This is a genomic window from Bacteroides sp. AM07-18, assembly GCF_003602695.1.
Classification (GTDB): Bacteria; Bacteroidota; Bacteroidia; order Bacteroidales; family Bacteroidaceae; genus Bacteroides; species Bacteroides uniformis.
Genome location: NZ_QTLM01000005.1, coordinates 78,563 through 102,803 on the forward strand (window position 1 = coordinate 78,563; position 24,241 = coordinate 102,803).

Sequence of the window (24,241 nt, forward strand, 5' to 3'; positions counted from 1 at the left end):
GATTGTCTTTCAGATTGGAATAGAAAAAAATGGAATAGTGATATGAAACATTGGTGTGTATGGGTATGGTTTACAGCAGGTCTGTTTATGGCTTGTTCTTCGGAAAATCAGTGGTTGGACACAGCTTTGAATCTTGCCGGTGATAACCGTGCGGAGTTGCAAAAGGTACTGGACCGTTACAAGGAAGAGGACGGTGACAAATATCGTGCTGCTTGTTTTCTGATAGAGAATATGCCTTTTCATGGTGCTTACGAGGGAAAGGCCTTGGAGAATTACAGGAAGTATTTCAGTGAATACGTTTCATTTCCTTATTCCAGGCATGTGCAAGAGTTGATTGATTCCTTGAAAAGAGCAGATGGAGAATTTTCTATAAATCAATTGACTTATAAGAGGGACATTATGACGGTGGATTCCGCTTTTTTGGTCAATCATATAGAATGGGCATTCAAAGTCTGGCGGGAGCAACCTTGGGGAAAGCATGTTGATTTTGATACTTTCTGCGAATATATATTGCCTTATAGAATAGGGGATGAGCCGCTTTCTCTCTGGCGCAAAGAAATTTATGAGTGCTATAGCCCGATTTTGGATGAATTCAGGAAGACAGATGAGGCTGATAATCCTAAGGTTGCCGCCCAGTTGTTGATGGATACGTTGCGGAAAGCGAACTACCGGAATACGGCTCTTTTTCCGGTGGGGCCTCATTTGGGACCGGATGTACTGAAATGGCATACGGGCAGTTGCCGAGAGTTTACGGATGCCATGATATATGTGTTGCGGGCATTGGGCATTCCGTGCGGAGTAGATAGGGTGATGGTATTAGGAGACAACAATGCCTCTCATTTCTGGAATTTTGTTTTGGATAAGGAAGGAAAGACATACATTGCAAATCTTCCTTATGAAGAAGTATGGAGCAAAGCGGAAGAATATAGCATTTCGAGGGGAAAAATGTACCGGGCAACCTATAGTATTGATAAGGAGGCGGTACGGAAACTGGGGAAATATTCCGATGTTTACCCGGCATTCCGACGTCCGTTCTTCCGCGATGTCACTGCACTTTATACCGGTAGCAGGAATTGGACTGTAGCTCTTCCGGATTCTTTGCTTTCCGGACAGTTTCGTGAGGGGGATATGGTGTATTTGTGCCTTGCCAACAGACTACAATGGCAACCTATAGGATATACTTTCTTTAAAAAGCGGGAGGCTCGTTTTGAGGATGTGGGAGGCGGGGCGGTCTTTACGCTGGCTGCCTGGAACGGAAAGGAATACGCTGCAGTATCTTCTCCTTTTCTTCTGGAGCGTGAAACCGGAAAGATACGGTTCATTGTTCCGGAAGCTGAAAAGCAGGAATTGGTCTTGTATAGGAAGTGCCATCTTACTTTGAGTGTTCTTTTCAATGACCGGATGATTGGGGGAGTAGTGGAAGGAAGCGACCGGGCAGACTTTGGGTGGAAGGATACTCTACTTTTGATAAAGGAGGCTCCGTATCGGCTATATACTGTGGCCCGGTTGAAGTCTGATAAACCGTATCGGTATATGCGCTATAAGGGTGCTGACGGATGTTTCTGTAATATCTCGGAACTGGCTTTTTATGAGAATACGGAAGATACCATACCTCTATATGGGGAAATCATAGGTACTCCGGGAAGTTTTGAAGACAATACACATGAATATTTGAACGCATTTGACGGTAATCCGGATACTTCATTTGATTATATACATCCGGATGGAGGATGGACCGGGATGGACTTTGGAAGTCCCCATCGTGTGGAGAAGGTGGTGTATACTCCTCGTAATGAGGTGAATTTTATTTATAAAGGTAATTTGTATGAATTGTTTTATTGGGGTGGAGGAAAATGGAATTCTGTCGGGCGGCAAATGGCTGTGTCAGATTCTATTGTCTATTCAGGGTTTCAAGGTGCTTTATTTTATCTGAAGAATCACACAGCCGGTAAAGATGAACGGATTTTTGAATATAAAGACGGGAAACAAATCTTTTGGTGAATTATAGAATACTATTGAATATTTGATAGATAGAATGAATAATGTACGTAATCTATTGACTGGAAGTTTGGTCTACATTGCTTGTATAGTTTTATTGTCTTTGGCATGTAACGTTTCTTCCGGACTTCCTGTAGCTGATGTTATAGGGCAATGGCTCTATTTCGATAAAAGTGCATTGGTAGTTGCAGGATGTCTGTTGATGGCTGGATTGATGATGGAAAAAAGGTATTTTCTTTTTATACCGGTTTCGTGGGTATTGGTAATGCTGGGGGGCATTGAGGCTGTTTGGGGATTGAGTCAGCTTTATGGTTATGCTGTGTCCAACCATTCCTTGTATGTATTGACAGGTTCTTTCTTCAATCCGGGGCCTTATTCCGGCTATTTGGCCATGATACTTCCGGTCTGTCTGTATCAATGGCTGACCAAGAGGGGGGAGATTCTCTGCTCTGACCGGAATGATGGAAGAAGATGGGAAAAGGTGATGGATAAGGCTGGAACTATGGTCACTGGTGGTGTGATGCTGCTTATCCTTTGTGTGCTTCCGGCAGGAATGAGCCGTTCGGCATGGTTGGCGGCAGGAGTTTCCTGTCTGTGTGTATATGCTTGGCATATGGATTGGACGGATAAGTTCAGATTATTATGGCAGCAGCAAAGGCAGCGTGTGGTGATGGTAGTGGTCGGTGGATTCTGTGTCTTGCTATTGGCGGGCTATTTACTGTTTGTCTTGAAACCCGATTCTGCACGTGGCCGTCTTTTCATGTGGAAGATAACTTGTCGTGCCATTGCAGAAAAGCCGTTGACCGGATATGGGATTCATAATTTCGCAGCAGCCTATGGAAATGCGCAGGAAACTTATTTTGCAGCAGGTGATTATGAACCGTGGGAGGAACGTGTGGCGGGAAGTCCGGAATATGCATTCAATGAATATCTGCAGGCTGCGGTCGAACTGGGCATTCCTTTGGCGGTATGTCTATTGGTTGTGGTCGTGCTGTGTTTGTATAGGGGAGTCCGTAAAGGACGTTATGGTATCTGTGGGGCTATTCTTTCTTTGATGATATTCTCTTTTTCCTCCTATCCGCTACAACTTCCGGTATTTATCGTTACATTTGGAGGATTGCTTGTGGCGTGCTTGTCCGGTGCCGACCGTTGGCAATGGTTGGGGCTGGCTGTATCAGTAGGCATCATTGGCGGTTTTCGCCTGAAGAATGACTTGCAAGTGGAGCAGGCCTGTCGGGAGTGGATGAATGCGCGGGTGCTGTATAATGCAGGTGCGTATCAATCGGCAGAGAAAGAGTACGGGCGCCTTTATCCTCTGTTGAGGGACCGGGCATCTTTCTTGTTCGAATATGGGCATGGATTGCACAAGCAGCAGCAGTTCAGTAAATCCAACCGTATTTTGAAAGAAGCTTTACAGCGTAGTTGTGACCCCATGATACTGAATGTGATAGGCAAGAACTATCAGCAGATGGGTGATTGCTTGTCAGCGGAAGACTGGTTTATCCGTTCCACCCATCGTTTGCCGGGACGTATTTATCCCTATTATCTGCTTGCGAAGCTTTATGCGGAACCAAGCTTCAGGCAACCGGACAAGTTTGAAAAAATGAAGTGGATGGTATTGACGAAAGAGCCGAAAGTGCATTCTACGGCAATACGACAGATGAGGGAGGAAATAAAAAAGATTCAGCTTATTTTTGTCCATATTAAAAAAGATGAATAAAAACGGAAAGTGTTAATAATGAGTGAACTAATTGCTAAAGTGCTATGAAAAAAGTGTCCACATGCAAATATCGGTTCGTTTTTTTGAAACGATTAATTTTATCAATTTATAATTGAGTATGAATATGAAGACACAGAACTATCGATACCTGCTATGCATGGCCGTTGCCCTGCTTGCCGCCTGCTCCGATGCCGGAAAGGGAAAAGAGTCCGAGGAAGGGGTGGCAACCGTCCTGCCAAGTGAAAGCAATGAAGTGACCGTGAAAGTCCTGAAGCGGGCGACCTTTGAGCATGAACTGGTGAGCAACGGAAAAGTAACCGCCGGTGCCATGGCGGATTTGCGTTTTGAGACCACCGGTGTAGTGGCACACATCTACGTGAAGAACGGTGACCCGGTGCGCAAAGGGCAGAAACTTGCCGAACTGGATAAGTTCCGCCTGAAGAACAAGACCGCGCAGGCCAAGGATGCCTTGGAAAAAGCGGAACTTGAGCTGCAGGATGTATTGATAGGGCAAGGCTATCCGGTGGGGGATGCCTCCAAAGTACCTGCTGACATCATGAAGCTGGCCCGCGTGAGGAGCGGTTACGACCAGAGCCTCGCCCAGTATGAGCTTGCCGCGTATGAAGAGGAACACGCCACGCTGGTTGCGCCTTTTGACGGGGTAGTGGCGAACCTGTTCTCCAAACCGTTCAACGAGGCAAGTACCTCGGAAGCCTTCTGCTCCATTATCGGCACTCAAGGTATGGAGGTGGACTTCACGGTGCTGGAAAGCGAACTGCCGTTGATAAAGAGTGGCGACAAGGTGATTGTTACCCCTTATTCGGATGCCGGTTCCAGACAGGAGGGGCGCATCACCCAAATCAATCCTCTGGTGGATGACAAGGGGATGGTTAAGGTGAAGGCTACCGTCAATGGCAAGGGACGGCTGTTCAGTGGGATGAACGTGAGGGTGAACGTGCACCGCTCTCTGGGCGGACAGCTTGTAATCCCGAAGAGTGCCGTGGTGTTGCGTTCGGGCAAGCAGGTGGTGTTTACCCTGAAAGACGGAAAGGCGCAGTGGAACTATGTGCAGACCGGTCTGGAGAATGCGGAAAGCTATAGTATGGCCGACGATGCCCTGAAAGAGGGCGATACGGTCATTGTGACGGGAAATGTGAATCTGGCACATGAAGCACCGGTGAAGGTGGTTGATAGATAATGAGTGATAAGTGGTAATTCAAAATTCATAGTTCAATTGATAAAGTTTTTGATACAGCGGCCTATTGCCGTACTGATGGCATTTACAGCATGCTTCATTGTCGGGCTGGTGACTTACTTCACCTTGCCGGTATCCTTGCTGCCCGATATTGCCATCCCGGAAATTACAGTGCAGGTGTCGGCGCAGAATACCTCGGCGCGTGAATTAGAGAATACGGTGGTGAAACCTCTGCGGCAGCAGCTCATCCAGGTGGCGAAACTGAAGGACATGGACAGCGAGACGCGCGATGGTGCAGGCATCATCCGCCTGGGCTTCGACTTCGGTACGAATACCGACCTTGCCTTCATAGAAGTGAACGAGAAGATTGACGCCGCCATGAACTATCTGCCCAAGGATGCCGAACGCCCGAAGGTGATAAAGGCAAGTGCGACGGACATTCCTGTCTTCTACCTCAATCTGACCCTAAAAAACGACAGTGCATACGGCAAGGTGGACGAACGCGCGTTTCTTGATTTGTGCGAGTTTGCCGAAAATGTCATAAAGCGTCGCATCGAGCAGTTGGCGGAAGTGGCAATGGTGGATGTCACGGGTTTGGTCGAACGCCAGTTACAGATTGTGCCCGACCCGGATAAGCTTGCTGTGTTGGGGTTCTCCATTGAAGACATAGAAAACGTGCTGGCGCAAAACAACGTGGAGCCGGGCAGCATGACCGTGCGCGACGGCTACTACGAATACAACATTAAGTTCTCCACCCTGCTGCGGACAGAGGAGGACGTGAAGGGCATCCTGCTGCGCAAGGAAGGACGTATCATCCGCTTGGGAGACTTCTGCCGGGTAGAGATTGTTCCTGCCAAGGAGAAAGGTGTCTCCATGAGCAATGGCAAGCGTGCCGTTACCCTTGCCGTCATCAAGCAGGTGGACGAGAATATGGAAGACATGAAGCTTGCCATCAACAGTACGATGGACTACTTCAAGAAAGTATATCCCGACATTGATTTTAGCATCAGCCGTAACCAGACGGAGTTGCTGGACTATACCATCTCCAATCTTCAGCAAAATTTGTCGTTGGGTTTCCTGTTCATCTGCATTGTGGCGGTACTCTTCTTGGGTGACATCAAATCACCGTTCATCATCGGATTGAGTATGGTGGTATCTATTGTCATCTGCTTCCTGTTCTTCTACTTGTTCAAGATGTCACTCAATATCATTTCTTTGTCGGGATTAATCCTGGCGTTGGGTATGATGATTGACAGTAGTATCATTGTGACGGAGAACATTTCGCAGTATCGCGAACGGGGCTATTCGTTGCGGCGGGCTTGCGTGACGGGAACGAGTGAGGTGATTACGCCCATGCTGAGTTCGTCGCTGACCACTATTGCCGTATTTGTGCCGCTGATATTCATGAGCGGCATTGCAGGGGCGTTGTTCTATGACCAGGCATTCTCTGTTACGGTGGGGCTGCTGGTTTCCTACTTCACGGGTATCATGCTGCTGCCGGTCCTCTATATGCTGGTCTACCGGACGGGGTTGCGCGGCAGGTCGTGGTTCTCCCGCATCCGCATCAACAATCCGTTGAAGGAACATACGCTGGACCGTTTTTATGATGCGGGCATCGACTGGGTATTTTCCCACAAGACGGTAAGTATCATATTCTGTGTGGTTTCTATTCCTCTTTGTGTCTTTCTGTTCTATTCCATAGCCAAGGAGCGTATGCCGCAGATAGACCAGAATGAACTGATAGTCCACGTGGAATGGAACGAAAATATACATGTGGACGAGAACCGGCATCGTGTGAATGTGCTGTTCGGACAGTTGTTGGACAAGACTGTGGAACAGACGGCTGCCATAGGCCAGCAGGACTATCTGCTGAACCGTGAGCAGGCTCTCTCTTCTTCGGAGGCAGAATTGTATTTCAAGACTTCCTCGCCTGACGGGATTGCTCCCTTGCAGAAGCAGGCGGGCGAGTGGCTGACACGGGAATATCCGTTGGCGACAGTCTCCTTTTCTCCACCCGAAACCGTGTTCGAGAAGCTTTTCGTGACCGGGGAGGCCGATGTGGTGGCAGAACTTTATGCCCGCAATAAGGAGAAGGCGCCGGCGGCGGAAGAATTGCGCGGACTGGAACAACAGTTTGCGGAGCTTACGGGGACAGCGCCCGTAGGCATCGCTTTCGAGAACCAGCTCGACATAAGCATCCTGCAGGAAAGGCTGTTGCTCTATGACGTTTCGTATGACGAGCTTTACCGTACGCTGCGGACGGCATTCAAGGAGAACAGCGTAGCTATGCTCCATTCCTACCAGCAATACCTGCCTATCAGCATTGTGGGCGAGGAGCGGACAGTGAACGAGGTGCTGCAGCAGACATTGATACAGACCCGTCCGGACAGTAAGGGCGAAGTGGAGCATATTCCGCTTCGGGAGCTGGTAAAGGTGCGTCCGGCCGAGGATTTGAAAACGATTACGGCAGGACGCAACGGTGAATATATACCGTTCCGTTTCTATGAAGTGGACGATGCTCCAGAGTTGATGGAAAAGGTGAAGCGGGAGGCAGATGCCACGGGTGACTGGGATACGGCCTTTTCCGGCAGTTTCTTCTCCAACCGCCAGATGCTGGACGAGCTGGTGGTGATTCTTTTCATCTCTATCCTGCTGATGTATTTCATTCTTGCCGCCCAGTTCGAAAGCTTCGTGCAGCCGCTCATCGTGCTGCTGGAAATTCCGATAGATGTGGCGTTTGCCCTGCTTCTGTTGTGGATATGCGGGCATACCCTGAACCTGATGTCTGCCATCGGACTGATTGTGACGTGCGGTATCATCATCAACGACTCCATCCTGAAGCTGGATGCCATTAATGAATTACGGAGGGCTGGTATGCCGTTGCTCGAGGCCATCCACGAGGCGGGGCGCAGAAGGCTCCGGCCCATCATCATGACATCGCTCACCACCATTTTCGCTATGGTTCCGCTGCTGTTCTCGTTCGACATGGGCTCGGAGCTGCAGAAGCCGCTTTCCATAGCGATGATTGGGGCTATGTCTGTAGGAACACTGGTCAGTCTGTTCATCATCCCGTTGATATATTGGTTTATTTATAGAAAAGAAAGAGCATGAAGAAATTAAGTCTTATACTTTTGTTCAGTCTGGGAGCCCTTTCCGCTTTTGCCCAACAGCGGATAACGCTCGATTTGCAGCAGACCATTGCCCTGGCGAATGACAGTTCGCTGGAAGCCTTCCGCACCAAGAACATGTATCTGGCCGGTTATTGGGAATACCGCACCTATAAGGCAAACCGCCTTCCCAGCCTGACGCTGAACATGACTCCGGCACAGTACAACCGCGATATCACCAAGCGTTACGACTCCGAACAGGACCTTGACATCTATCGCAGCCAGCAATCCTTCTATGCATACGGCAATCTTGCCGTCAGACAGAATTTCGACTTGACGGGCGGTACGTTCTATCTGGATACGGAGCTGGGCTATATGCGGAGCTTCGGTGGAAACAAGTATACCCAGTTCACCAGTGTTCCGGTTCGTTTGGGCTACTCGCAGAGTCTGGTCGGTTACAATCCTTTCCGTTGGGAACGCAGGATTGAGCCGCTGAAGTACGAAAAGGTGAAGAAGGAGTATATTTACAATGCAGAGCGAGTATCCGAGCAGGCCACTACCTATTTCTTTGCGCTTGCCATGGCACAGGCGGAATATGATTTGGCCAAGGACAATGCCGTCTCCACCGATACCCTCTACCGCATCGGCATGCAGCGCCTGAAGATAGCCGCCATCAGCCGTGCCGACCTGCTGACGCTGAAACTCGACGTGGTGAACGCCCGCAATACTTTGCAGAATGCCGCCAGTGCCTTGAAGCGCGCCATGTTTTCGTTGGCATCTTTCCTGAATATGGAGAAGAACACGGATATCAGGGTGTCGCTTCCGGGACGTCCGAGGGCGCTGACCATACCGGTTGATGAGGCTTTGCTGGCCGCTCAAGCCAACAATCCGGAATTTCTGGGGCTTCGTCAGGAAGTGCTGGAAGCCGAGCAGACAGTAGACAAGACGAAGAAGGAATCGCGCTTCAACGCCAGCATCAACGCCAGCGTCGGCTTCAACCAGGTGGCGGAGAAATTCGGTGAAGCATACAGGCATCCCATGCAGCAGGAGATGGTGTCGGTCAGTGTCTCCATTCCACTGGTGGACTGGGGCGTGAGGAAAGGCAAATACAACATGGCGAGGAACAATCTGAACGTGGTGAAGACTTCTGCCCGGCAGAGTGAAATCAGCATTGAGGAGGAGGTTATCATGACCGTCAGTGACTTCAACGTCCAGCAAGCCCTCGTCGCCAGTGCCGAAGAGGCCCTCGACCTTGCCATCCTGGCGTATAACGAAACCCGCCAGCGCTTCATTATCGGCAAGGCAGACATCAACAGCCTGACCCTCTCGCTGAACCGCCAGCAGGAAGCGCAACGCAATTACATCTCCGCCTTGCAGGACTACTGGCTGAATTATTACAAGATACGGAAACTGACGTTGCACGACTTTGCCAGCGGATTTTCGCTGTCGGAAAAATTTGATTATAATAACTGATGAAACGAGTTTCTTCCTTCACCGTCATAGTGGCGTTTGTCTGCCTTGCTTTGGTAGGGGTGGCGTTGATACCGCTGCTCCCCGTCAAGCTGAATCCGTCACGCAGCCTGCCCGGCTTCACGGTGGGTTTCAGCATGCCTGGCACTTCGTCGCGGGTGGTGGAGATGGAAGTGACCAGCAAGCTGGAATCCATGCTGGCGCGTATCCGCGGAGTGAAGCGGCTGAACTCCACCTCGGGCAACGGCTACGGCAACATTACTGTGGAGCTGGACAAGCATGCCGATGTCGAGGCAGTCCGCTTCGAAGCTTCCACCATCATCCGGCAGACGTGGCCCCAATTGCCCGAAGGTGTCAGCTATCCCACCATTCACATGAAAGTGCCCGACGAGAACGCCTCACGCCCTTTCATGTCCTTCACACTGAATGCCCCTTCCACTCCGATATTGATTCAGCAGTATGCCGAGGAGCATATCAAGCCGCGGCTGGCAAATATTCCGGGTATCTATAAGGTGGAACTCAGCGGTGCCACGCCCATGGAGTGGAGACTGGAATATGACAGTGAACAGTTGCGCTTGCTGGGTGTGACCCTATCGGACATCAGCGAGGCAGTACAGCGGCATTACCGGAAGGAATTTCTGGGTACGCACAATGTGGATACAGGTAACGGTAGCCGGGAATGGATACGCCTGGCACTGGTGCCGGAGAGCAACTCCCTTGGTTTTAATCCTGCTGCCATCACCGTGACGGCTACCGACGGGAAACTGCTCCGCTTGGACGAACTGGTGTCGGCTGTCCGTATGGAGGAGGAGCCGCAAAGCTATTACCGCATCAATGGGCTGAATTCCGTCTATCTATCCATTACTGCGGAAGAAACTGCCAACCAGTTGCAACTGAACCGTGCCGTGATGGACGAGATGGAAGCTGTTCGGCAGGTACTTCCTGTCGGATATGAAGTGCATACCAGCTATGATGCGACCGAGTACATACGGGAAGAACTGGACAAGATTTACTTCCGTACCGGTTTGACGGTACTCATCCTGCTTGTATTCGTATGGCTCATTACTCGTAAGTTGAAATATCTTTTTCTGATAGTTACCAGCCTGGCTGTAAATATAGCGGTGGCACTTATCTTCTACTACCTCTTCGGACTTGAGATGCAGCTTTATTCGCTAGCGGGTATCACTGTCTCGCTGAATCTGGTGATAGACAGCACCATTGTCATGACCGACCACATTCTGCATCGGCGTAATCTCAAGGCCTTCCTGTCGGTGTTGGCGGCAACCCTCACTACGATGGGTGCGCTTGTCATCATTTTCTTCCTTGACGAGAAGATACGGCTCAACCTGCAGGACTTTGCAGCGGTAGTGATCATCAATCTGGCTGTTTCCTTGATGGTGGCATTGTTTTTTGTTCCGTCGATGATTGAGAAGATAGGACTGGTGAGGCGGATTACGGGGAAGAAAAGGCGTCTTGTCTTGCCGGGGCTGACGCAAACATTCAAAACAAGGTTGGGACGGATTTTCAGCCGTTTCCCCGTTTATTTCTCCTGCTGCTACTCTGCTCTCATCCGTTTTCTGTGCCGTTGGCGCTGGGCTGTATGCCTGCTGTTGCTGTTGGGGTTCGGTCTGCCCGTTTTTCTGTTGCCCGACAAACTGGAAGGAGGGGGAAAATGGGAAGCTGCTTACAATAAGGTATTCGGTTCGAATACCTATAAGGAGTCGGTGAAACCCATTGTGGACAAGGCGCTGGGCGGCAGCTTGCGGCTTTTCATACAGAAGGTGTACGAAGGCAGTTACTTCACCCGTAATGAGGAGGTGGTGCTCTATGCCAACGCCAACCTTCCCAATGGCAGCACCCTCGAGCAGATGAACACTTTGATGAAACGTATGGAGACCTACCTCAGCCGGTTCAAGGAAATCAGGCAGTTTCATACTTCCATCTACAGCCCCCGGCGTGCCAGTATGCAGATTTATTTCAAGAAGGAAGCCCGGAACAGCGGTTTTCCCTATACACTGAAAGCCAATATGATAAGCAAGGCACTGGAACTGGGAGGCGGCAGCTGGGGCATCTACGGATTGCAGGACCAGGGGTTCAGTAATGACGTCCGCGAGAGTGCCGGCTCCTACCGCATCAGGATGTACGGCTACAACTACGACGAACTCTATGAGTGGGCGGAGAAGCTGAAGGCCAAGCTGCTGACGCACCGGCGTATCAAGGAAGTGCTCATCAATTCGGAGTTCTCCTGGTGGAAGGATGACTATCAGGAATTCTACTTCAACCTGAACAAGGAGCACATGGCGCAAGAGGGCATCGACGCGCAAGTGCTTTTCTCTGCGGTGCGCCCCATCTTCGGCAAGAATCTGGAGATTGGATCGGTAGCGGCCGAGCAGGGAACGGAGAAAATCAAGCTCTCTTCCCGCCAGTCTGCCGAATATGATATCTGGGCGATGCAGTTCTTTCCCTATGGAGTAGGAAACGGCAAGCATTACAAGCTTTCCGAACTGACTACTGTGGAAAAGGGACAGATGCCGCAGGAGATTGCCAAAGAAAACCAGCAGTACCGCCTCTGCCTGCAATACGAATATATCGGCTCCAATGAGATGGGCAACAAGATACAGAAACGTGACCTGGAGGAGTTCAACAAACTGTTGCCGATGGGTTATACAGCCGAGTCGGACAGCAACAGTTGGTCATGGGGCGAGAAGGACAACCGCCAATACCTGCTTCTGCTGGTGGTGATAGCCATCATCTTCTTTACGACCAGCGTTCTGTTCAACTCCCTGAAGCAGCCGCTTGCCATCATCTTTGTGATTCCGGTTTCTTATATCGGGGTATTTCTTACTTTCTATTGGTTCCGGCTGAACTTCGACCAGGGCGGTTTTGCCTCGTTCGTCCTGCTGTGCGGCATCACGGTGAATGCCAGCATCTATGTCCTGAACGAGTACAACAGCATCCGACGTCGTTTCCCCCGTCTTTCCGCTCTTCGTGCCTACGTCAAGGCGTGGAATGCGAAGGTCGTTCCTATTTTCCTCACGGTAGTTTCTACCATTCTGGGATTTATCCCTTTCATGATAGGTGAGGACAAGGAGGCTTTCTGGTTTCCATTGGCGGCGGGTACCATTGGCGGACTGGTGATGTCCGTCATCGGTATCTTCTTTTTCCTGCCGGTTTTTGTGCTGAAACAGCGTGATTTTCTTAGGAAATGATTACTTTTGCTCGATTTTGTTACCTGAATGGATACTTGAATTTTAAATATGGAAAGTGCGGAGTACTCTTTGGATGAGTTATTATGTCAGTCTCTTCTGTTGTTTCGTCAGTATCGGTTTTATGATGCTCCAGAATGTGGAGAAAAGGCATTCCGGATATTGGAGGAAGCCCATGTATGGATGGGGCGTACGCAAGAGTGTGTGGATATGGCGAAATGGGGGTGCGTGATAGAGTGTCTTGCGCAGAAATACTACATAGAAGATGATACGGATGCGATTCTGGAAGAAATTGATGCTGCCTTGGTTGCGCATTGGAAGAGGATAGAGAAAATCCATGCAGAAGTCACCACCGTTTATTTATGGCTGGGGTACTATTTCCTGCTACGTTTCAGAAACCGGGAATCCCGTTCCCATTCCCGTTGTAAACAGATAATGTCCAGCTTGTTGTGTGCTTTGGTCGAAATCTTCCGTAAGGTGGAGAAGGGGGGAGCCCCGACAGAAGTCTTGTCACATCTTTCGGTAGATGTTTGGGGAGAGACCGTCTGCTGGATGGAGCAGGTACATGATTCCCGTCTTTGCGAGAAGCAGTCGTCAGCTTTGCTGGCACAACTCTATAACCTGAAAAGTGTGGAGTTGGAAAAAGGTCTGGGAAAGCAGGATGCTTTGCTCCAGCAGATTCTGGAGTTTTATTGCTTTTAAGGGAAAATTATCTCTGCTTAGTTTTATCATTTCTGCTTCCACACTTCCACCTACTTCCTGCATCCCTTTATTCATCGGCATTACAAGTGCTGTGGAAGCAACTCAAAAAGGTGGAAGCAACTTTTGCTTCCACAGCGGAAATACGCCGGAAAGTAAGTTAATATCTTGTTTGTTAGTGTATTAATAGAATGTACAGCATTTTGCAAATATCTTGTTTACACGATATGCGTTTCGTGTAAACACGGTATTAACTTCGTAAAAGACCGTTTACCGATAGACTGCAGCTGGGCTCATAATAGGAATAAGATAGGTGCACAGTATGGGGAAACTATGAGTATAATAGGTGTTCAACGGGCATGAGGCACCTTGTTGACGGTCGTTAGTCGAGTGGTTGACGGCCGTTGGCAGAGCGCATCACGGCCGATAGGCGCTGATAACTCCGTACAGAAAATGGAAAGGAAGCCTATGTAAGGGGAAACAAGCTCTGAGCTATTTGTTTTGTTTGTCACATTTATCTTGTTTTTGTACATTGTTGAAGCGTTTTTTTGTATCTTTGAAGGGAGAGGCCGTAAAAAAGCTTATTCTCATCCAAAGTTTAATTATATATACATGGATTATGAAGCGATGTATAGTGCTGTTCATAACATTCTGCTGTGCAGTTGTTTCTAATGCGCAGACAAATGGCATTGTGACTGATGGGGAAAAAGGATTGCCGTTGGCTGGTGTGAATATTTATCTCCAAAAGGATTCTGTGTATACGCAATGATAATCTGGTAAAGAACATGTTCATATGAAAAAACTGTTATATCTTGGGCTTTTGTCCGTTTGTGTACTGTTGGTTCTTGCGTAGAGAAGAACGTATCCAATGTTTTTGATAAGGTAGAGAGGTATATGGATGTATATCCTGACAGTGCATTGCTGCTGTTGGAGCAAATTCCTCATCCGGAGGAGCTTCGTGGGAAGCAGCGGGCGGACTATGCATTGCTGCTGACGCAAGCACGTGATAAAAACTATCTGGATAGTTTGCAGTCGGATTCGTTGATAAAAATTGCGGTAGATTATTATAAGGATGATGGTGTAAAAGCAGGAAAGGCATTGTTTTATTATGGTAAAGTGGCAGCTTTGCAAGATAATGATACATTGGCTATACAAGCTTATTTGAGCGCTTTGGCTAAATTGGAGAAAACAGAAGAGTATAAGATGATGGCTTTGGTGCACCAATATGTAGGTAGGCTGAATGATGACTCGGAAATGTATGATATGGCACTTGACAACTATCGAAAATCTATTTTTTATAATAAAAAAGTCGGTGATACCTTGAAAATAGTGTATAGCTATCGTAATATCGCCTGGATTTATGAGGTTCGGAAAGAGTATGTTAATGCTGCACGATATGCGAAGATGGGAATGTCTTTGTTAAAGCAGGATAGTTTGTCTCCGGTATATTCTTCTTTGGCGCACTTTTTGGGCGAACAAGAAAAACGACAAGGAAATTATGTGAAAGCAGTTGAATTTTTTCATTCAGCCTTAAAGAATGAGCAAGTTTCTACTCTTATTCCTTATTATAATTTGTCATTGGGAGATGCCTATTTGCAGTTAGGGCAATTGGAAAGGGCAGAAATGTATGTGAGGAATGCTTTGTCTTCGGAAGATTGCTATACACAATCCGGTGCTTATCATTATCTTTATTTGTTGGAAAAGAAACGTGCTGAGTATGCTAAGGCTCTGCTTTATAAAGAAAAGTCTGATTCGTTGCAAAAAATAGCACAGGAGATGAATTTGCAGCACAAAATCTTTGAAATACAGCAAAAAAATGAGGCAGATAAATTGGTGGTGGAGAATAAATTGCTTATGCAAGAAAAGCAGATTCAGCTATATTTTTGGCTGCTACTGTCTTTATCCTTTATAGTTGTGGGATTTGTAGCATATCAGGAAATAAAAAAACAATATAGAAAGAGTTATAGAAAACGCCTTAAAAGGTTTATGGAGAAGGAGCTCAAAACTTATCAAGAGAATGAAAAGATAATAGAACGGTATATTTGTCAAATAGAGGAATTGAAGAAATGTAATCAGCAAGCACAAAAGGGAATGTTGTCTGAGGTACTTGTTAAGGAACAAATAGGAATCCTGGCCCAGAAGATACAGGTTTTGAAAAATGAGAATAAAGAAATACGTGAACATTCTCAGCAAGGTGCTTTGTTTCTTTTAGGACAGCTGAAAGAAGGAAATTTGAATGTGAAAAAATTGAGTGAAGAGGAATGGCTGAACATCTTTGGCTATATAGATTTATTGTCTGGCAATTTTGTGACTAACTTGCGACAGAAGTATAAATTGAACGAGCATAACCTTATGTTGGCTGTGTTGATAAAGTTGGGATTTTCTACAGCAGAGTTGGTCGCAGCTTTTGTTTGTGAGGAAAATTCTATTTTTAAAAAGAAACAACGTTTGAAGGAAAAGCTCCATTTAGGAAAACAAGATGATTTGAATGCGTTCTTTAAAACAAATCCGTTGTATTTGTCCATCCAGAAAAACAAACTATAGTATTTATTTAGTTGATTATTATATGATTAATTGAATTAGATTTTGTCCATGAGTGTTTTGTGTAATACACTGTATTTTGCGCTATTTTTATGCCGTAAAATCAAACATGGGTACTATGAAAATGAAAAACTTTTTTTGTCTTTTAAGTCTATATGGCTTCTTGTCGATGAATACCATAGCTGCCGTTTTTAATATTCTAGTTGTTAATACAGAAATAGTGTTGTCTGTTAATGATAGGCCTTTTACAAAGCCTCAAGGAGCAGGTCAAGAACCTCGTTCTATACCAATGGATGTTCCTTTCTCTGCATTCTTAAATGATGACTATTCCATTGACTTGGAGTTCTATCAATCTATAGGTGAAATTGAAATTGTAATTTCTCAGAATGGGGATGTTGTTTACTCTTCTACTGAGAATATTGACTTTCCAATATTGAGAAAAGTACAATTACAGAAAGGCTTAGTTGGTGATTTTTTACTTGAGATAAAAGGTTTGGATGGAGCTTATGCATTCGGTAGATTTACTATTCATTAATAATGGCTATATAGCACTATGAAACAAATCTCATTTTGCATCACTTGTATGAATCGGCTTAAACATTTACAAGAAACTTTGGAGAAGAATATTCTTGATAATTTCTTAGTAGATGAGGTAGAGTTTGTTGTGCTGGATTATAATTCGCAAGATGGATTAGAAGAATGGATTGCTCAATCTATGATGAAATATATTGAGATGGGTATTCTTGTCTATTATAGGACTACTGAACCGGTTCATTATTTGCGGAGTCATAGCCGAAATATGGTATTTAGGTTGGCAGAAGGGAAAATCGTATGCAATTTGGATGCTGATAACTATTTGGGGGAGGGCTTTGCTGAGTTTATGCTGAAGGAGTTTCAAGAGAAGAAGAAAATATTTTATACTAGTAATCTTTGTGTACGTGATGTATTTGGAAGAGTTTGTCTGGAAAAAGAAGCATTTATGGCAGTCAAAGGATATAATGAACTTCTGGTGGGATATGGTGTAGAGGATGCTGACTTATTTAAGCGTTTGACTTGTATTGGACATAGGAGACATGTTTTTATTCAAGAAAGTTTTTATGGAGCTTTGACGCACGAAGATAATGAACGAGTTGTTGAGGAACCACTATTAAAAAAGCTGTATGCTCTTTATTTAGATTATATAGATCCTTATTCTACGCGTATATTAATGTTGTATAAAGAGCACTTTTGGGGAATGGGAGCGTTACAAAATAATGTTGCAATGAATTGTAATCGAAATAACATTGAATGTGACAGAATAGAACAATGTATGAGCGATAAATATCGTTTTGTTGTGAAAGAAGAGTGGAAAGAGGGTGAGTGGTGTAATGTGGATGGCGGAATTTTATTAAATGGAAAGTATTTATTTGTAGATAATCAGAAAGGGCTATGCTATCGTGATAGGTATTTTTATAAGGTGACTGATGTTGATCTTATAGTTACTGTTGTATTATTAATAACGGAAGCTTTAAATTACTCTAAAGTAAAAAGAACTTTGGATAATAATGAATGCATTAATTCTCAGGGTTTTGGATGTGGAACCGTATTTAGAAATTTTGATTATGCTAATCGAATAATTTTGAAATAACATGGATTTGCATTATGTTTTGCGAGAAAATAAGGCGTGGAGTTGTGTCTCTATTTTCTATTCTAGAAAAGATTGGACTACTTTATTGTTGGAGATAGTTTCATTTTATCAGTATAATGAAAAAATATTTAACTGTTTTCAAGTAAATTTTTCAGAAAAACGTGGAGAGCATATTAGGATAACATTTTCATCAGATGTCGAAAATATGAAGATGATACAAATGAGAATGAATGTCAAATTTCTTTCTTTTTTGGAAAATAGACCTTCTTGTTTCCCAAAAGAATTTCCTTTCGGAAAAGAAATTTGGAGTTATTATCCCAATAATACTTTGGTTTGGAATCAATATGAAATAAGGTATCCAATTACTGACTTGATGCAAGATGAGCAGATTAAAGCATGTCTTTTATCTTTTTTTAGTTCTGAGTATGAAAAGGAAAAATGTTTGATGGAAAAAAGAGCATTTGAATTGTTGGTGCATATACAACAGAATGTGGCTGATGCTCCGAGTGGGATGGGGCTTGCTAAATGGGGGTGCTTGGTAGAGTGCTTAGTGCAAAATTCTTTAATTGAAGCAGATTTGGATGATTTATTAGCAGAAACAGATGAATTCTTGATTTCTTTATGGGAAGAAACTAATCATCCTTTTTCCATGTATGAGATTCTTTTATGGGTAGCAGACTATTTTTTATACCGACTTTGGAATAAATGTTCAAAGTGCCATGATCGGTCTTTACATATGGTAGAGCAGATAGTGCTTTGTTTTGAACAACTTTTTTATAGAAGGGAAAATTTTGAAAGCATTGATCCAATATTTCTATTTTCTATAGATTTTTGGTATGATTTAAAATGGTGGCTAATGCATATTGATAATGTGTTTGTGGCTGGAAAAGCAAAAAAAGTATTAGAAAAAATTTCGTCTATTCCTGAATTGGAAATATTGCAATGTTATGATTTTCCTAATAATGAAATACGCTGGTTATTACGTAACTATTATTTGGATAAATACTGTTGTAAATTTTGCTGAATGGAGATATTGTTTGGTTTTCAATTTTATAGCAAGTGTAACTATTTATATTGGATATACTATATGAATACTGATTACTTATTGTTTAACTAAAAAAATGTATTATGAAAGTTTTAAAAAAAATCAAATTGAATCAATTGAGTAAAGTTGAGTTAGAAAAACGTGAAATGGATGCTTTAAAAGGTGGCAATGATTGCGGTGATTGCACATGTTCATGCTATGGCGGTTGGTCTGCTTATAGTGCGGCTCCTATTGCTTCACATATTAATACGGCGACGGCTTATGTGCCATTAGCTGGGCGATAACGTCTTCTATAATTAATTTGTTTAGTACCAATGTAATGATAAAGAATCTCTTTTTATAATTAAGATAAGAGATTCTTTATCTTATGAAAAATTCTGAATAGCAAGAGTATAGAAACGTTAATACTTGATAGTAATTATGCGACAATCTATTATATATACATCAGAAAATAAGAACTGCTATCTTTATAATGATAAGCATAGATTCTCGATGATTGTACATCCAGCTTTGAAGCAAATTTGTGAAACAGAAAAATGTGATTATGTGGATTCTTACTATGTGAGAAAGTATATGTATTTGAAAAAACACGATTTTTTTTCAAATATGGATTACATAGATATTAATACAGAAATAAGTGAAGCTAAAGTTAAAGAAGCTCTTAGCCATACTCCACAAATTTTATTCGAAGTCACAGAATCTTGTAATTTAAATTGTGTTTATTGTGCATTAGGGAGTGTGTATGAATGGGGAAAAAATAGGAAGGGTAAAAAGTTGGATATTAATTCTGCACTTAGTTTGTTGAGATATATTTGGGGACTTAAATTGTCCAATAAGGATACCGAGTTGGTTATTAGTTTTTATGGTGGGGAGCCTTTATTAAATATAAAATTCATAAAGACTATTGTTGACTTTGTTTGTAATCTAAATCATGCAGGAGTCGTAAATGTAAGCTATAGTATGACGACAAATGCTGTCTTGTTAGACAAATATATAGATTATCTAGTTGCAAATAGATTCCATATATTAGTAAGCTTAGATGGTAATGAAGAAAATAATAGCTATCGCATTTATCAGAAAAATGGTCGTAATTCTTTTCGGAAAATAGTTGAGAATTTGGATTTTGTAAAAGAAAAATTTCCTAATTTTTTCGAAACCAATGTTGATTTTAATGCAGTTTTGCATAATAGAAATTCAGTAAAAAGTATTTATGAATTTTTTCATGGACGTTATCATAAAATTCCACGGGTTTCAGAAATGAATAGAGGGGGAATTGTAGAGGAAAAAAATGATTTATTTCAAAAGATGTTTCGTGATATACGAGATAGTGAAAAAGAATATTATAAAGAGAAGGATAATTTGTTACTTCATGAAGATTTGTTACCTTTTCATGAATTGTCTAATTTTTTGAAATATTTTTCTATAAATTCGTATGTCTCTGATATATTATCTACTTTGTGCGTAGAAAATAAGTATTTTCCAGCAAGTACGTGTTTTCCTTTTTCTAAAAAAATATTTCTTACTACTCATGGTCAACTAATGCCATGCGAAAGAATAGACTATAAATATTCTTTGGGAGAAGTTGATGAGGGCGTATTCTTGAATGTATCCCAAATAGTACAGCAATATAATGCTTATTATAAATGCTTGGAAAAATATTGTCGGCACTGCTATCTTTATAGATTCTGTGGATTATGTATGTTCCATTTAGAAAATTTGAAAAAAGAAGGAACTGAAAAAATGGTATGTCATTATTTTCATAATCAAAAAAATTTTCAGTTTAAATTGTCTCGAATATTTTCTTTTTTAGAGAAACATCCGAATGATTTTTTTAAAATATTAGAAGATATAATAATTGTATCATAATAATGGAAACTTCTATAATAGGTTGGTGGTTTACAATAGAGCCATATGTGTATATTGGATTAACAAGCGAATGTGTGCTATTGTATAATACTCTTGACGGGGAGTATATTGAATCTAATAAAGTGGAGATTATACAATTGCTTAAAAAGTTACTTGAAAGAAATAATCAAGGTGTTGTTTATTTAACAAATGAAGATATCCAAAATAGGATTGTTGAAAGTTTTGTTGATGAGGTACGTGAAAAATATATGGGGGATATAATAGATATTGCATTATCAAATGAAAAACCTGTTCAAATATTACCCCTTTTCAATTTTTTGGATAATGAAAAACTGGAAGTTTATAAAAGGCACAATTTTTCTGTTAGTAGAAATCTATTGGAGAATTTGTTTGAAATAACTATTCATGTTAATAATGAAACTGACATATGTGCTTTTTTGAATTTTTTGAAGTCTGTTCCCTCAAAAATAATTTTTAATATTTATGGAAAACTAAATGATGTTGTGAATAATGAAAGGTTATTGTCTTTCTTGGATAATAGTTCTTCTCTTAAAAAAGTCTATTGTTTATATACGGAGATTCCTTGTTCGCAAACATTTTTTATGAATAATTTTTTGTATTGTGTTTTAGTCAATTTCCCTATTGACATAAGATTGTGGGAGGATGTTTTGATAACGTTAAGGGAACAAAATTTGTCATATAAGTATATATTTAATGTTGCTTCTTTGAATGATTGTCAGGATGCTGAGCAACTTATAGAACGGTTCCGGATAAAAGAATATCAAATAAAGCCTATATATGATGGTACTAATATGGCTTTCTTTAAAGAATATGTTTTTCTTTCTAAAAAGGATATTCTATCTATGCCAATATCAATAAAAAATATCTTTGCTAACCAAGCGATTAATACTTATGATTTTGGTAAGATAAATATAATGTCGAATGGTGATGTGTTTGCAAACATGAATTTCTTGCCAATAGGGAATATATATAAAGATAGTGTATATGATATAGTTTGTAAGGAACTTAATGAAGGAGAGTCATGGTTTCGAGTTCGTGATAAAGAGCCTTGTAATAGATGTGTTTTTCAATGGCTATGTCCTTCTCCATCTGATTATGAAATAGCTATAGGTCTTACGAATCTTTGTCATGTTATGTAAAAGAAGCCGGTAGAAAGTGGAAACATATTTATTTTATACTAATATGAAAAGAAGAGTTGAAGCATTGACTATTGTCTTGGCAATATGTCTTATAACTATTTTTGTTAGATGTCAGTCGAATGAAACTCCTATTCAGCAACTTGTGGTTGCCTTGAATGGGGATTCTATTGAGATGGTTTTTGTGAAAGGAGGTACATTTATGATGGGATGTACAGATGAGCAGGGATGTGATTGTGAGGATAACGAGAAACCTGCACGTAAGGAGTCGGTATCTGATTTTTATATAGGAAAATATGAAGTTACTCAAAGGCTGTGGAGGGCGGTTATGGATACTGATTCCATTTTGCCGTTTAATGGGGGATGCGAAGATTGCCCGATGGAAAATGTAAGCTGGAAAAATGCGCAGAAGTTTATCGGTAGATTAAATGCTATGACCGGTAAAACATTCCGCCTTCCGACTGAGATCGAGTGGGAATATGCGGCACGTGGTGGGCGTAGAAGCAAGCACTATAAATATAGTGGCAGTAATAAGGTAGACGAGGTCGCTTGGTATATAGGGAATTCCTCTGGTGGACAATATGGAGAAGCTGGAGTCCCCCGTCCGGTAGGCTTGAAGAAAAGCAATGAATTGGGACTGTATGATATGAGTGGCAATGTTTGGGAGTGGTGCGGTGATTTGTACACTAAAGAATACAAGCAAGGTGGTAAGTCTGTCTATCCGGGATGGCCTTTTGAGGGCACCTATCTTTTCTTTCGCCGGATATTGCGAGGTGGAAGTTGGGGAGGAACAGCAAAGAGGTGTCGGGTGTCGTACATTGATTACGACATTGAGAATTATAGTGACGAGTATGGAGGCTTCCGCCTTGTGATGGAGTTGAATTTTAGTAAATAATGTAATTAAAAATGCGTAAGTTATGAAAAGAATAAATGTAGTTGTAGTATTGTTCTTAATGCTGGGATGGAGTGGATGTAGAGAAAATAGCGGGACTGTAGATATAGTAACAGTAGATATTTCCCAAAATTATCCGAAAAAGGAACTGGTGCTTCAGGATTTTATGGATGTGGAATACATTCCGTTGGAAACGAATGATGAATTCATTACGCAGGGTGATGTGATGGCTATTGACAATAAATATATTGTAGTGAGAAGTTACGAAAAGAGTGTAATTTATTGGAAATGAGCGTAGGTTAATTGCTCTTGATAGTAATAGGTTACGATTTAGTTAGTTATCTACTGCATTATCTTTCTGCGCATTGCGTAACCTTCAAAGAACTCTTCCTATGCAAAAGTAGCTATTTAATTCGAGATTTTGATATAAACTCCCGTTTTTTATCCCCTCATTCATAAGATTTTTCCGTAAAAGCGGTTTTGTTTGTCGGAACACCATTGCCAAAAACGAGTTTTGAACAATCGTGTGCCGACTACCGCATAGCCGGAGAAAAGGGCATTGCCTCACGCCTAAACGATGTTTAGACTGATGACGCAATGCCCCTTTCTTTTGCGTCTATGCCAAGAGGTGCTTTTACGGGCTACCAGATGATTTTTCTTTTTTTGCTGTCCCTTTTGCCGGAAGCGGAAAGTGAATGCAGAGTGTGTCAGCCTGCCTCATGAATGAAACAGGCGGTCACACACAGCCGGACAAACCGGGAAGAATGATTGTTGCCGCCCGGCTGGACAAGTTCCGTCGGAACGGAAACAATCATACTTCCTTTGTCGTGGTTTGCCCTTTTCACGCTTCCGGTGATGTCTTTTTCTTTCAGACGGTTTCCTCTTTTTACGGATTTTCCCCTAAAGTTTTTTCTACCTAATCTGCCTCTGTTTTCGTTTACCTCCATTTTGCGCCTTTCAGTAAGCCGCATCAGTCAGTCATTTTCGTTCTGGGCGCAAAGGTAATTCCGGGATTGGACGGGAAAGCAAGGTCAAGCCTCCTGTTTTCTGCGGAAATCTCCAGCCCTTCGGGTAGTATTTCCCCGAAAAACCTTGCATTCCCTAATCCCTACCTTTTCAAGCACCCGAAACGAAAACGACCGATGCGACAGAAAGACGCATAAAAAAAATGTCGGATAAACGAGAGGCAGATAAGATAGTTTGAAACTCAACTCCCTCAGCTCTTGAATCCGCATAAAAAACAAAAAAATTAAAAACAGCGAAGATATGACAGCAACGGCAAATTTCAGACAAGTGGCGCAATACATCGGGTTGGCGATATGCGGCTTGATGATGCGCACCGCCTTCGGGGTGTTCGGCATCCTTTGGGGCATCATCAGAGAGATTGTAAACGGAGTGTTCCGAGTGGCGATAGGTGTAATCGTGGCTATCCTTTCCACCATTGCCTACTTCGGCTTCATCCTTTGGTCATTAACTCTTTAACCCTTACCGACATGACAAAGAGAAACAGCAAGACGGTAGCGCAGCAGTGCAGATATTACGAGGTGGACAACATCTTCGTGTATATGGTGGAAACGTACATCAACGGCAATTTTGAAACGTTCCGAAGATTGTACCACGAACTAAACAAAGACGCACGGAGGGACTTCATGGACTTCCTTCTCAGCGAGGTAGAGCCGACCTATTGGAGAGAGATACTTAAACAGACAATCTAAAAA

21 protein-coding genes are annotated in these 24,241 nt (G+C 43.2%); 19 read left to right on the forward strand and 2 right to left on the reverse strand.

Going from position 1 to position 24,241, the window contains the following annotated elements:
- Positions 1–42: 42 nt before the first annotated feature.
- The 17 genes from DW096_RS09075 (at position 43) to DW096_RS09160 (ending at position 22,815) form a co-directional block, all read left to right on the forward strand.
- Positions 43–2,001: a transglutaminase domain-containing protein gene (locus DW096_RS09075; RefSeq protein WP_034528843.1), complete on the forward strand. Its 1,959-nt coding sequence runs from the start codon at positions 43–45 to the stop codon at positions 1,999–2,001.
- A 34-nt stretch (positions 2,002–2,035) separates the two neighbouring features.
- Positions 2,036–3,718 carry an O-antigen ligase family protein gene (locus DW096_RS09080; RefSeq protein ID WP_005823866.1) on the forward strand — a complete coding sequence of 561 codons (1,683 nt, stop codon included), beginning with the start codon at positions 2,036–2,038 and terminating at the stop codon, positions 3,716–3,718.
- 124 nt (positions 3,719–3,842) lie between these two features.
- Positions 3,843–4,916 carry an efflux RND transporter periplasmic adaptor subunit gene (locus DW096_RS09085; RefSeq protein WP_034525355.1) on the forward strand — a complete coding sequence of 358 codons (1,074 nt, stop codon included), beginning with the start codon at positions 3,843–3,845 and terminating at the stop codon, positions 4,914–4,916.
- A gap of 36 nt (positions 4,917–4,952) precedes the next feature.
- The gene (locus DW096_RS09090; protein ID WP_118931107.1) at positions 4,953–8,024 is read left to right on the forward strand and encodes an efflux RND transporter permease subunit; all 3,072 of its coding nucleotides are present in this window, start codon (positions 4,953–4,955) and stop codon (positions 8,022–8,024) included.
- On the forward strand, positions 8,021–9,493 hold the full coding sequence (locus tag DW096_RS09095; RefSeq protein ID WP_005823863.1) for a TolC family protein: 1,473 nt from the start codon (positions 8,021–8,023) through the stop codon (positions 9,491–9,493). The genes DW096_RS09090 and DW096_RS09095 overlap by 4 nt, the downstream gene beginning before the upstream one ends.
- Positions 9,493–12,699, forward strand: a complete 3,207-nt coding sequence (locus DW096_RS09100) for an efflux RND transporter permease subunit (RefSeq protein WP_117749155.1) — start codon at positions 9,493–9,495, stop codon at positions 12,697–12,699. The genes DW096_RS09095 and DW096_RS09100 overlap by 1 nt, the downstream gene beginning before the upstream one ends.
- 48 nt (positions 12,700–12,747) lie before the next feature.
- Positions 12,748–13,398 carry a hypothetical protein gene (locus tag DW096_RS09105; RefSeq protein ID WP_008665573.1) on the forward strand — a complete coding sequence of 217 codons (651 nt, stop codon included), beginning with the start codon at positions 12,748–12,750 and terminating at the stop codon, positions 13,396–13,398.
- Between the two features lie 616 nt (positions 13,399–14,014).
- Positions 14,015–14,164 (forward strand): hypothetical protein, encoded by a 150-nt coding sequence (locus DW096_RS19285; RefSeq protein ID WP_153880803.1) that lies wholly within the window; start codon positions 14,015–14,017, stop codon positions 14,162–14,164.
- A gap of 125 nt (positions 14,165–14,289) precedes the next feature.
- Positions 14,290–15,939 (forward strand): hypothetical protein, encoded by a 1,650-nt coding sequence (locus DW096_RS09120; protein ID WP_227212815.1) that lies wholly within the window; start codon positions 14,290–14,292, stop codon positions 15,937–15,939.
- 115 nt (positions 15,940–16,054) lie between these two features.
- Positions 16,055–16,471: a DUF3244 domain-containing protein gene (locus DW096_RS09125; RefSeq protein WP_227212818.1), complete on the forward strand. Its 417-nt coding sequence runs from the start codon at positions 16,055–16,057 to the stop codon at positions 16,469–16,471.
- Between the two features lie 18 nt (positions 16,472–16,489).
- Positions 16,490–17,563, forward strand: coding sequence for a glycosyltransferase family 2 protein (locus tag DW096_RS09130; protein ID WP_057097216.1), 1,074 nt, complete (start codon positions 16,490–16,492; stop codon positions 17,561–17,563).
- A 1-nt stretch (position 17,564) separates the two neighbouring features.
- Positions 17,565–18,587, forward strand: a complete 1,023-nt coding sequence (locus DW096_RS09135) for a hypothetical protein (RefSeq protein WP_057097215.1) — start codon at positions 17,565–17,567, stop codon at positions 18,585–18,587.
- Between the two features lie 104 nt (positions 18,588–18,691).
- Positions 18,692–18,892, forward strand: a complete 201-nt coding sequence (locus tag DW096_RS09140) for a TIGR04149 family rSAM-modified RiPP (RefSeq protein ID WP_057097214.1) — start codon at positions 18,692–18,694, stop codon at positions 18,890–18,892.
- A gap of 208 nt (positions 18,893–19,100) precedes the next feature.
- Positions 19,101–20,474 carry a radical SAM peptide maturase gene (locus DW096_RS09145; protein WP_158589296.1) on the forward strand — a complete coding sequence of 458 codons (1,374 nt, stop codon included), beginning with the start codon at positions 19,101–19,103 and terminating at the stop codon, positions 20,472–20,474.
- A gap of 2 nt (positions 20,475–20,476) precedes the next feature.
- The gene (locus tag DW096_RS09150) at positions 20,477–21,634 is read left to right on the forward strand and encodes a TIGR04150 pseudo-rSAM protein (RefSeq protein WP_070100533.1); all 1,158 of its coding nucleotides are present in this window, start codon (positions 20,477–20,479) and stop codon (positions 21,632–21,634) included.
- Between the two features lie 43 nt (positions 21,635–21,677).
- Entirely contained in the window at positions 21,678–22,526 is an 849-nt protein-coding gene (locus tag DW096_RS09155; protein WP_057097211.1) for a formylglycine-generating enzyme family protein, read from the forward strand.
- A gap of 22 nt (positions 22,527–22,548) precedes the next feature.
- Positions 22,549–22,815: a 6-bladed beta-propeller gene (locus DW096_RS09160; RefSeq protein ID WP_118931098.1), complete on the forward strand. Its 267-nt coding sequence runs from the start codon at positions 22,549–22,551 to the stop codon at positions 22,813–22,815.
- A gap of 84 nt (positions 22,816–22,899) precedes the next feature.
- Here the strand turns inward: DW096_RS09160 and DW096_RS19720 are convergent, their stop codons facing one another.
- Positions 22,900–23,121, reverse strand: a complete 222-nt coding sequence (locus tag DW096_RS19720) for a hypothetical protein (protein WP_009037599.1) — start codon at positions 23,119–23,121, stop codon at positions 22,900–22,902.
- A 109-nt stretch (positions 23,122–23,230) separates the two neighbouring features.
- A complete protein-coding gene (locus DW096_RS19410) occupies positions 23,231–23,494 on the reverse strand; it encodes a hypothetical protein (protein WP_025813562.1) in 264 nt (87 codons plus the stop codon).
- Positions 23,495–23,789: 295 nt separating this feature from the next.
- On the opposite strand from DW096_RS19410, the gene DW096_RS09180 reads away from it, so the two are divergent.
- Entirely contained in the window at positions 23,790–24,005 is a 216-nt protein-coding gene (locus DW096_RS09180; protein ID WP_004348429.1) for a hypothetical protein, read from the forward strand.
- An 11-nt stretch (positions 24,006–24,016) separates the two neighbouring features.
- Positions 24,017–24,238 (forward strand): hypothetical protein, encoded by a 222-nt coding sequence (locus DW096_RS09185; protein WP_004348431.1) that lies wholly within the window; start codon positions 24,017–24,019, stop codon positions 24,236–24,238.
- Positions 24,239–24,241 lie beyond the last annotated feature (3 nt).

What these genes read in the sequence shown, in the direction of transcription:
- DW096_RS19285 (WP_153880803.1), top strand. Translation starts at nt 14,015, where the DNA reads ATGAAGCGATGTATAGTGCTGTTCATAACATTCTGCTGTGCAGTTGTT.
- DW096_RS09080 (WP_005823866.1), top strand. Translation starts at nt 2,036, where the DNA reads ATGAATAATGTACGTAATCTATTGACTGGAAGTTTGGTCTACATTGCT.
- DW096_RS09145 (WP_158589296.1), top strand. Translation starts at nt 19,101, where the DNA reads ATGATTGTACATCCAGCTTTGAAGCAAATTTGTGAAACAGAAAAATGT.
- DW096_RS09075 (WP_034528843.1), top strand. Translation starts at nt 43, where the DNA reads ATGAAACATTGGTGTGTATGGGTATGGTTTACAGCAGGTCTGTTTATG.
- DW096_RS09095 (WP_005823863.1), top strand. Translation starts at nt 8,021, where the DNA reads ATGAAGAAATTAAGTCTTATACTTTTGTTCAGTCTGGGAGCCCTTTCC.
- DW096_RS09130 (WP_057097216.1), top strand. Translation starts at nt 16,490, where the DNA reads ATGAAACAAATCTCATTTTGCATCACTTGTATGAATCGGCTTAAACAT.
- DW096_RS09180 (WP_004348429.1), top strand. Translation starts at nt 23,790, where the DNA reads ATGACAGCAACGGCAAATTTCAGACAAGTGGCGCAATACATCGGGTTG.
- DW096_RS09185 (WP_004348431.1), top strand. Translation starts at nt 24,017, where the DNA reads ATGACAAAGAGAAACAGCAAGACGGTAGCGCAGCAGTGCAGATATTAC.
- DW096_RS09140 (WP_057097214.1), top strand. Translation starts at nt 18,692, where the DNA reads ATGAAAGTTTTAAAAAAAATCAAATTGAATCAATTGAGTAAAGTTGAG.
- DW096_RS09100 (WP_117749155.1), top strand. Translation starts at nt 9,493, where the DNA reads ATGAAACGAGTTTCTTCCTTCACCGTCATAGTGGCGTTTGTCTGCCTT.
- DW096_RS09155 (WP_057097211.1), top strand. Translation starts at nt 21,678, where the DNA reads ATGAAAAGAAGAGTTGAAGCATTGACTATTGTCTTGGCAATATGTCTT.
- DW096_RS09135 (WP_057097215.1), top strand. Translation starts at nt 17,565, where the DNA reads ATGGATTTGCATTATGTTTTGCGAGAAAATAAGGCGTGGAGTTGTGTC.
- DW096_RS09160 (WP_118931098.1), top strand. Translation starts at nt 22,549, where the DNA reads ATGAAAAGAATAAATGTAGTTGTAGTATTGTTCTTAATGCTGGGATGG.
- DW096_RS09085 (WP_034525355.1), top strand. Translation starts at nt 3,843, where the DNA reads ATGAAGACACAGAACTATCGATACCTGCTATGCATGGCCGTTGCCCTG.
- DW096_RS09150 (WP_070100533.1), top strand. Translation starts at nt 20,477, where the DNA reads ATGGAAACTTCTATAATAGGTTGGTGGTTTACAATAGAGCCATATGTG.
- DW096_RS09125 (WP_227212818.1), top strand. Translation starts at nt 16,055, where the DNA reads ATGAAAATGAAAAACTTTTTTTGTCTTTTAAGTCTATATGGCTTCTTG.
- DW096_RS09105 (WP_008665573.1), top strand. Translation starts at nt 12,748, where the DNA reads ATGGAAAGTGCGGAGTACTCTTTGGATGAGTTATTATGTCAGTCTCTT.
- DW096_RS19410 (WP_025813562.1), bottom strand. Translation starts at nt 23,494, where the DNA reads ATGCGGCTTACTGAAAGGCGCAAAATGGAGGTAAACGAAAACAGAGGC.
- DW096_RS09120 (WP_227212815.1), top strand. Translation starts at nt 14,290, where the DNA reads ATGGATGTATATCCTGACAGTGCATTGCTGCTGTTGGAGCAAATTCCT.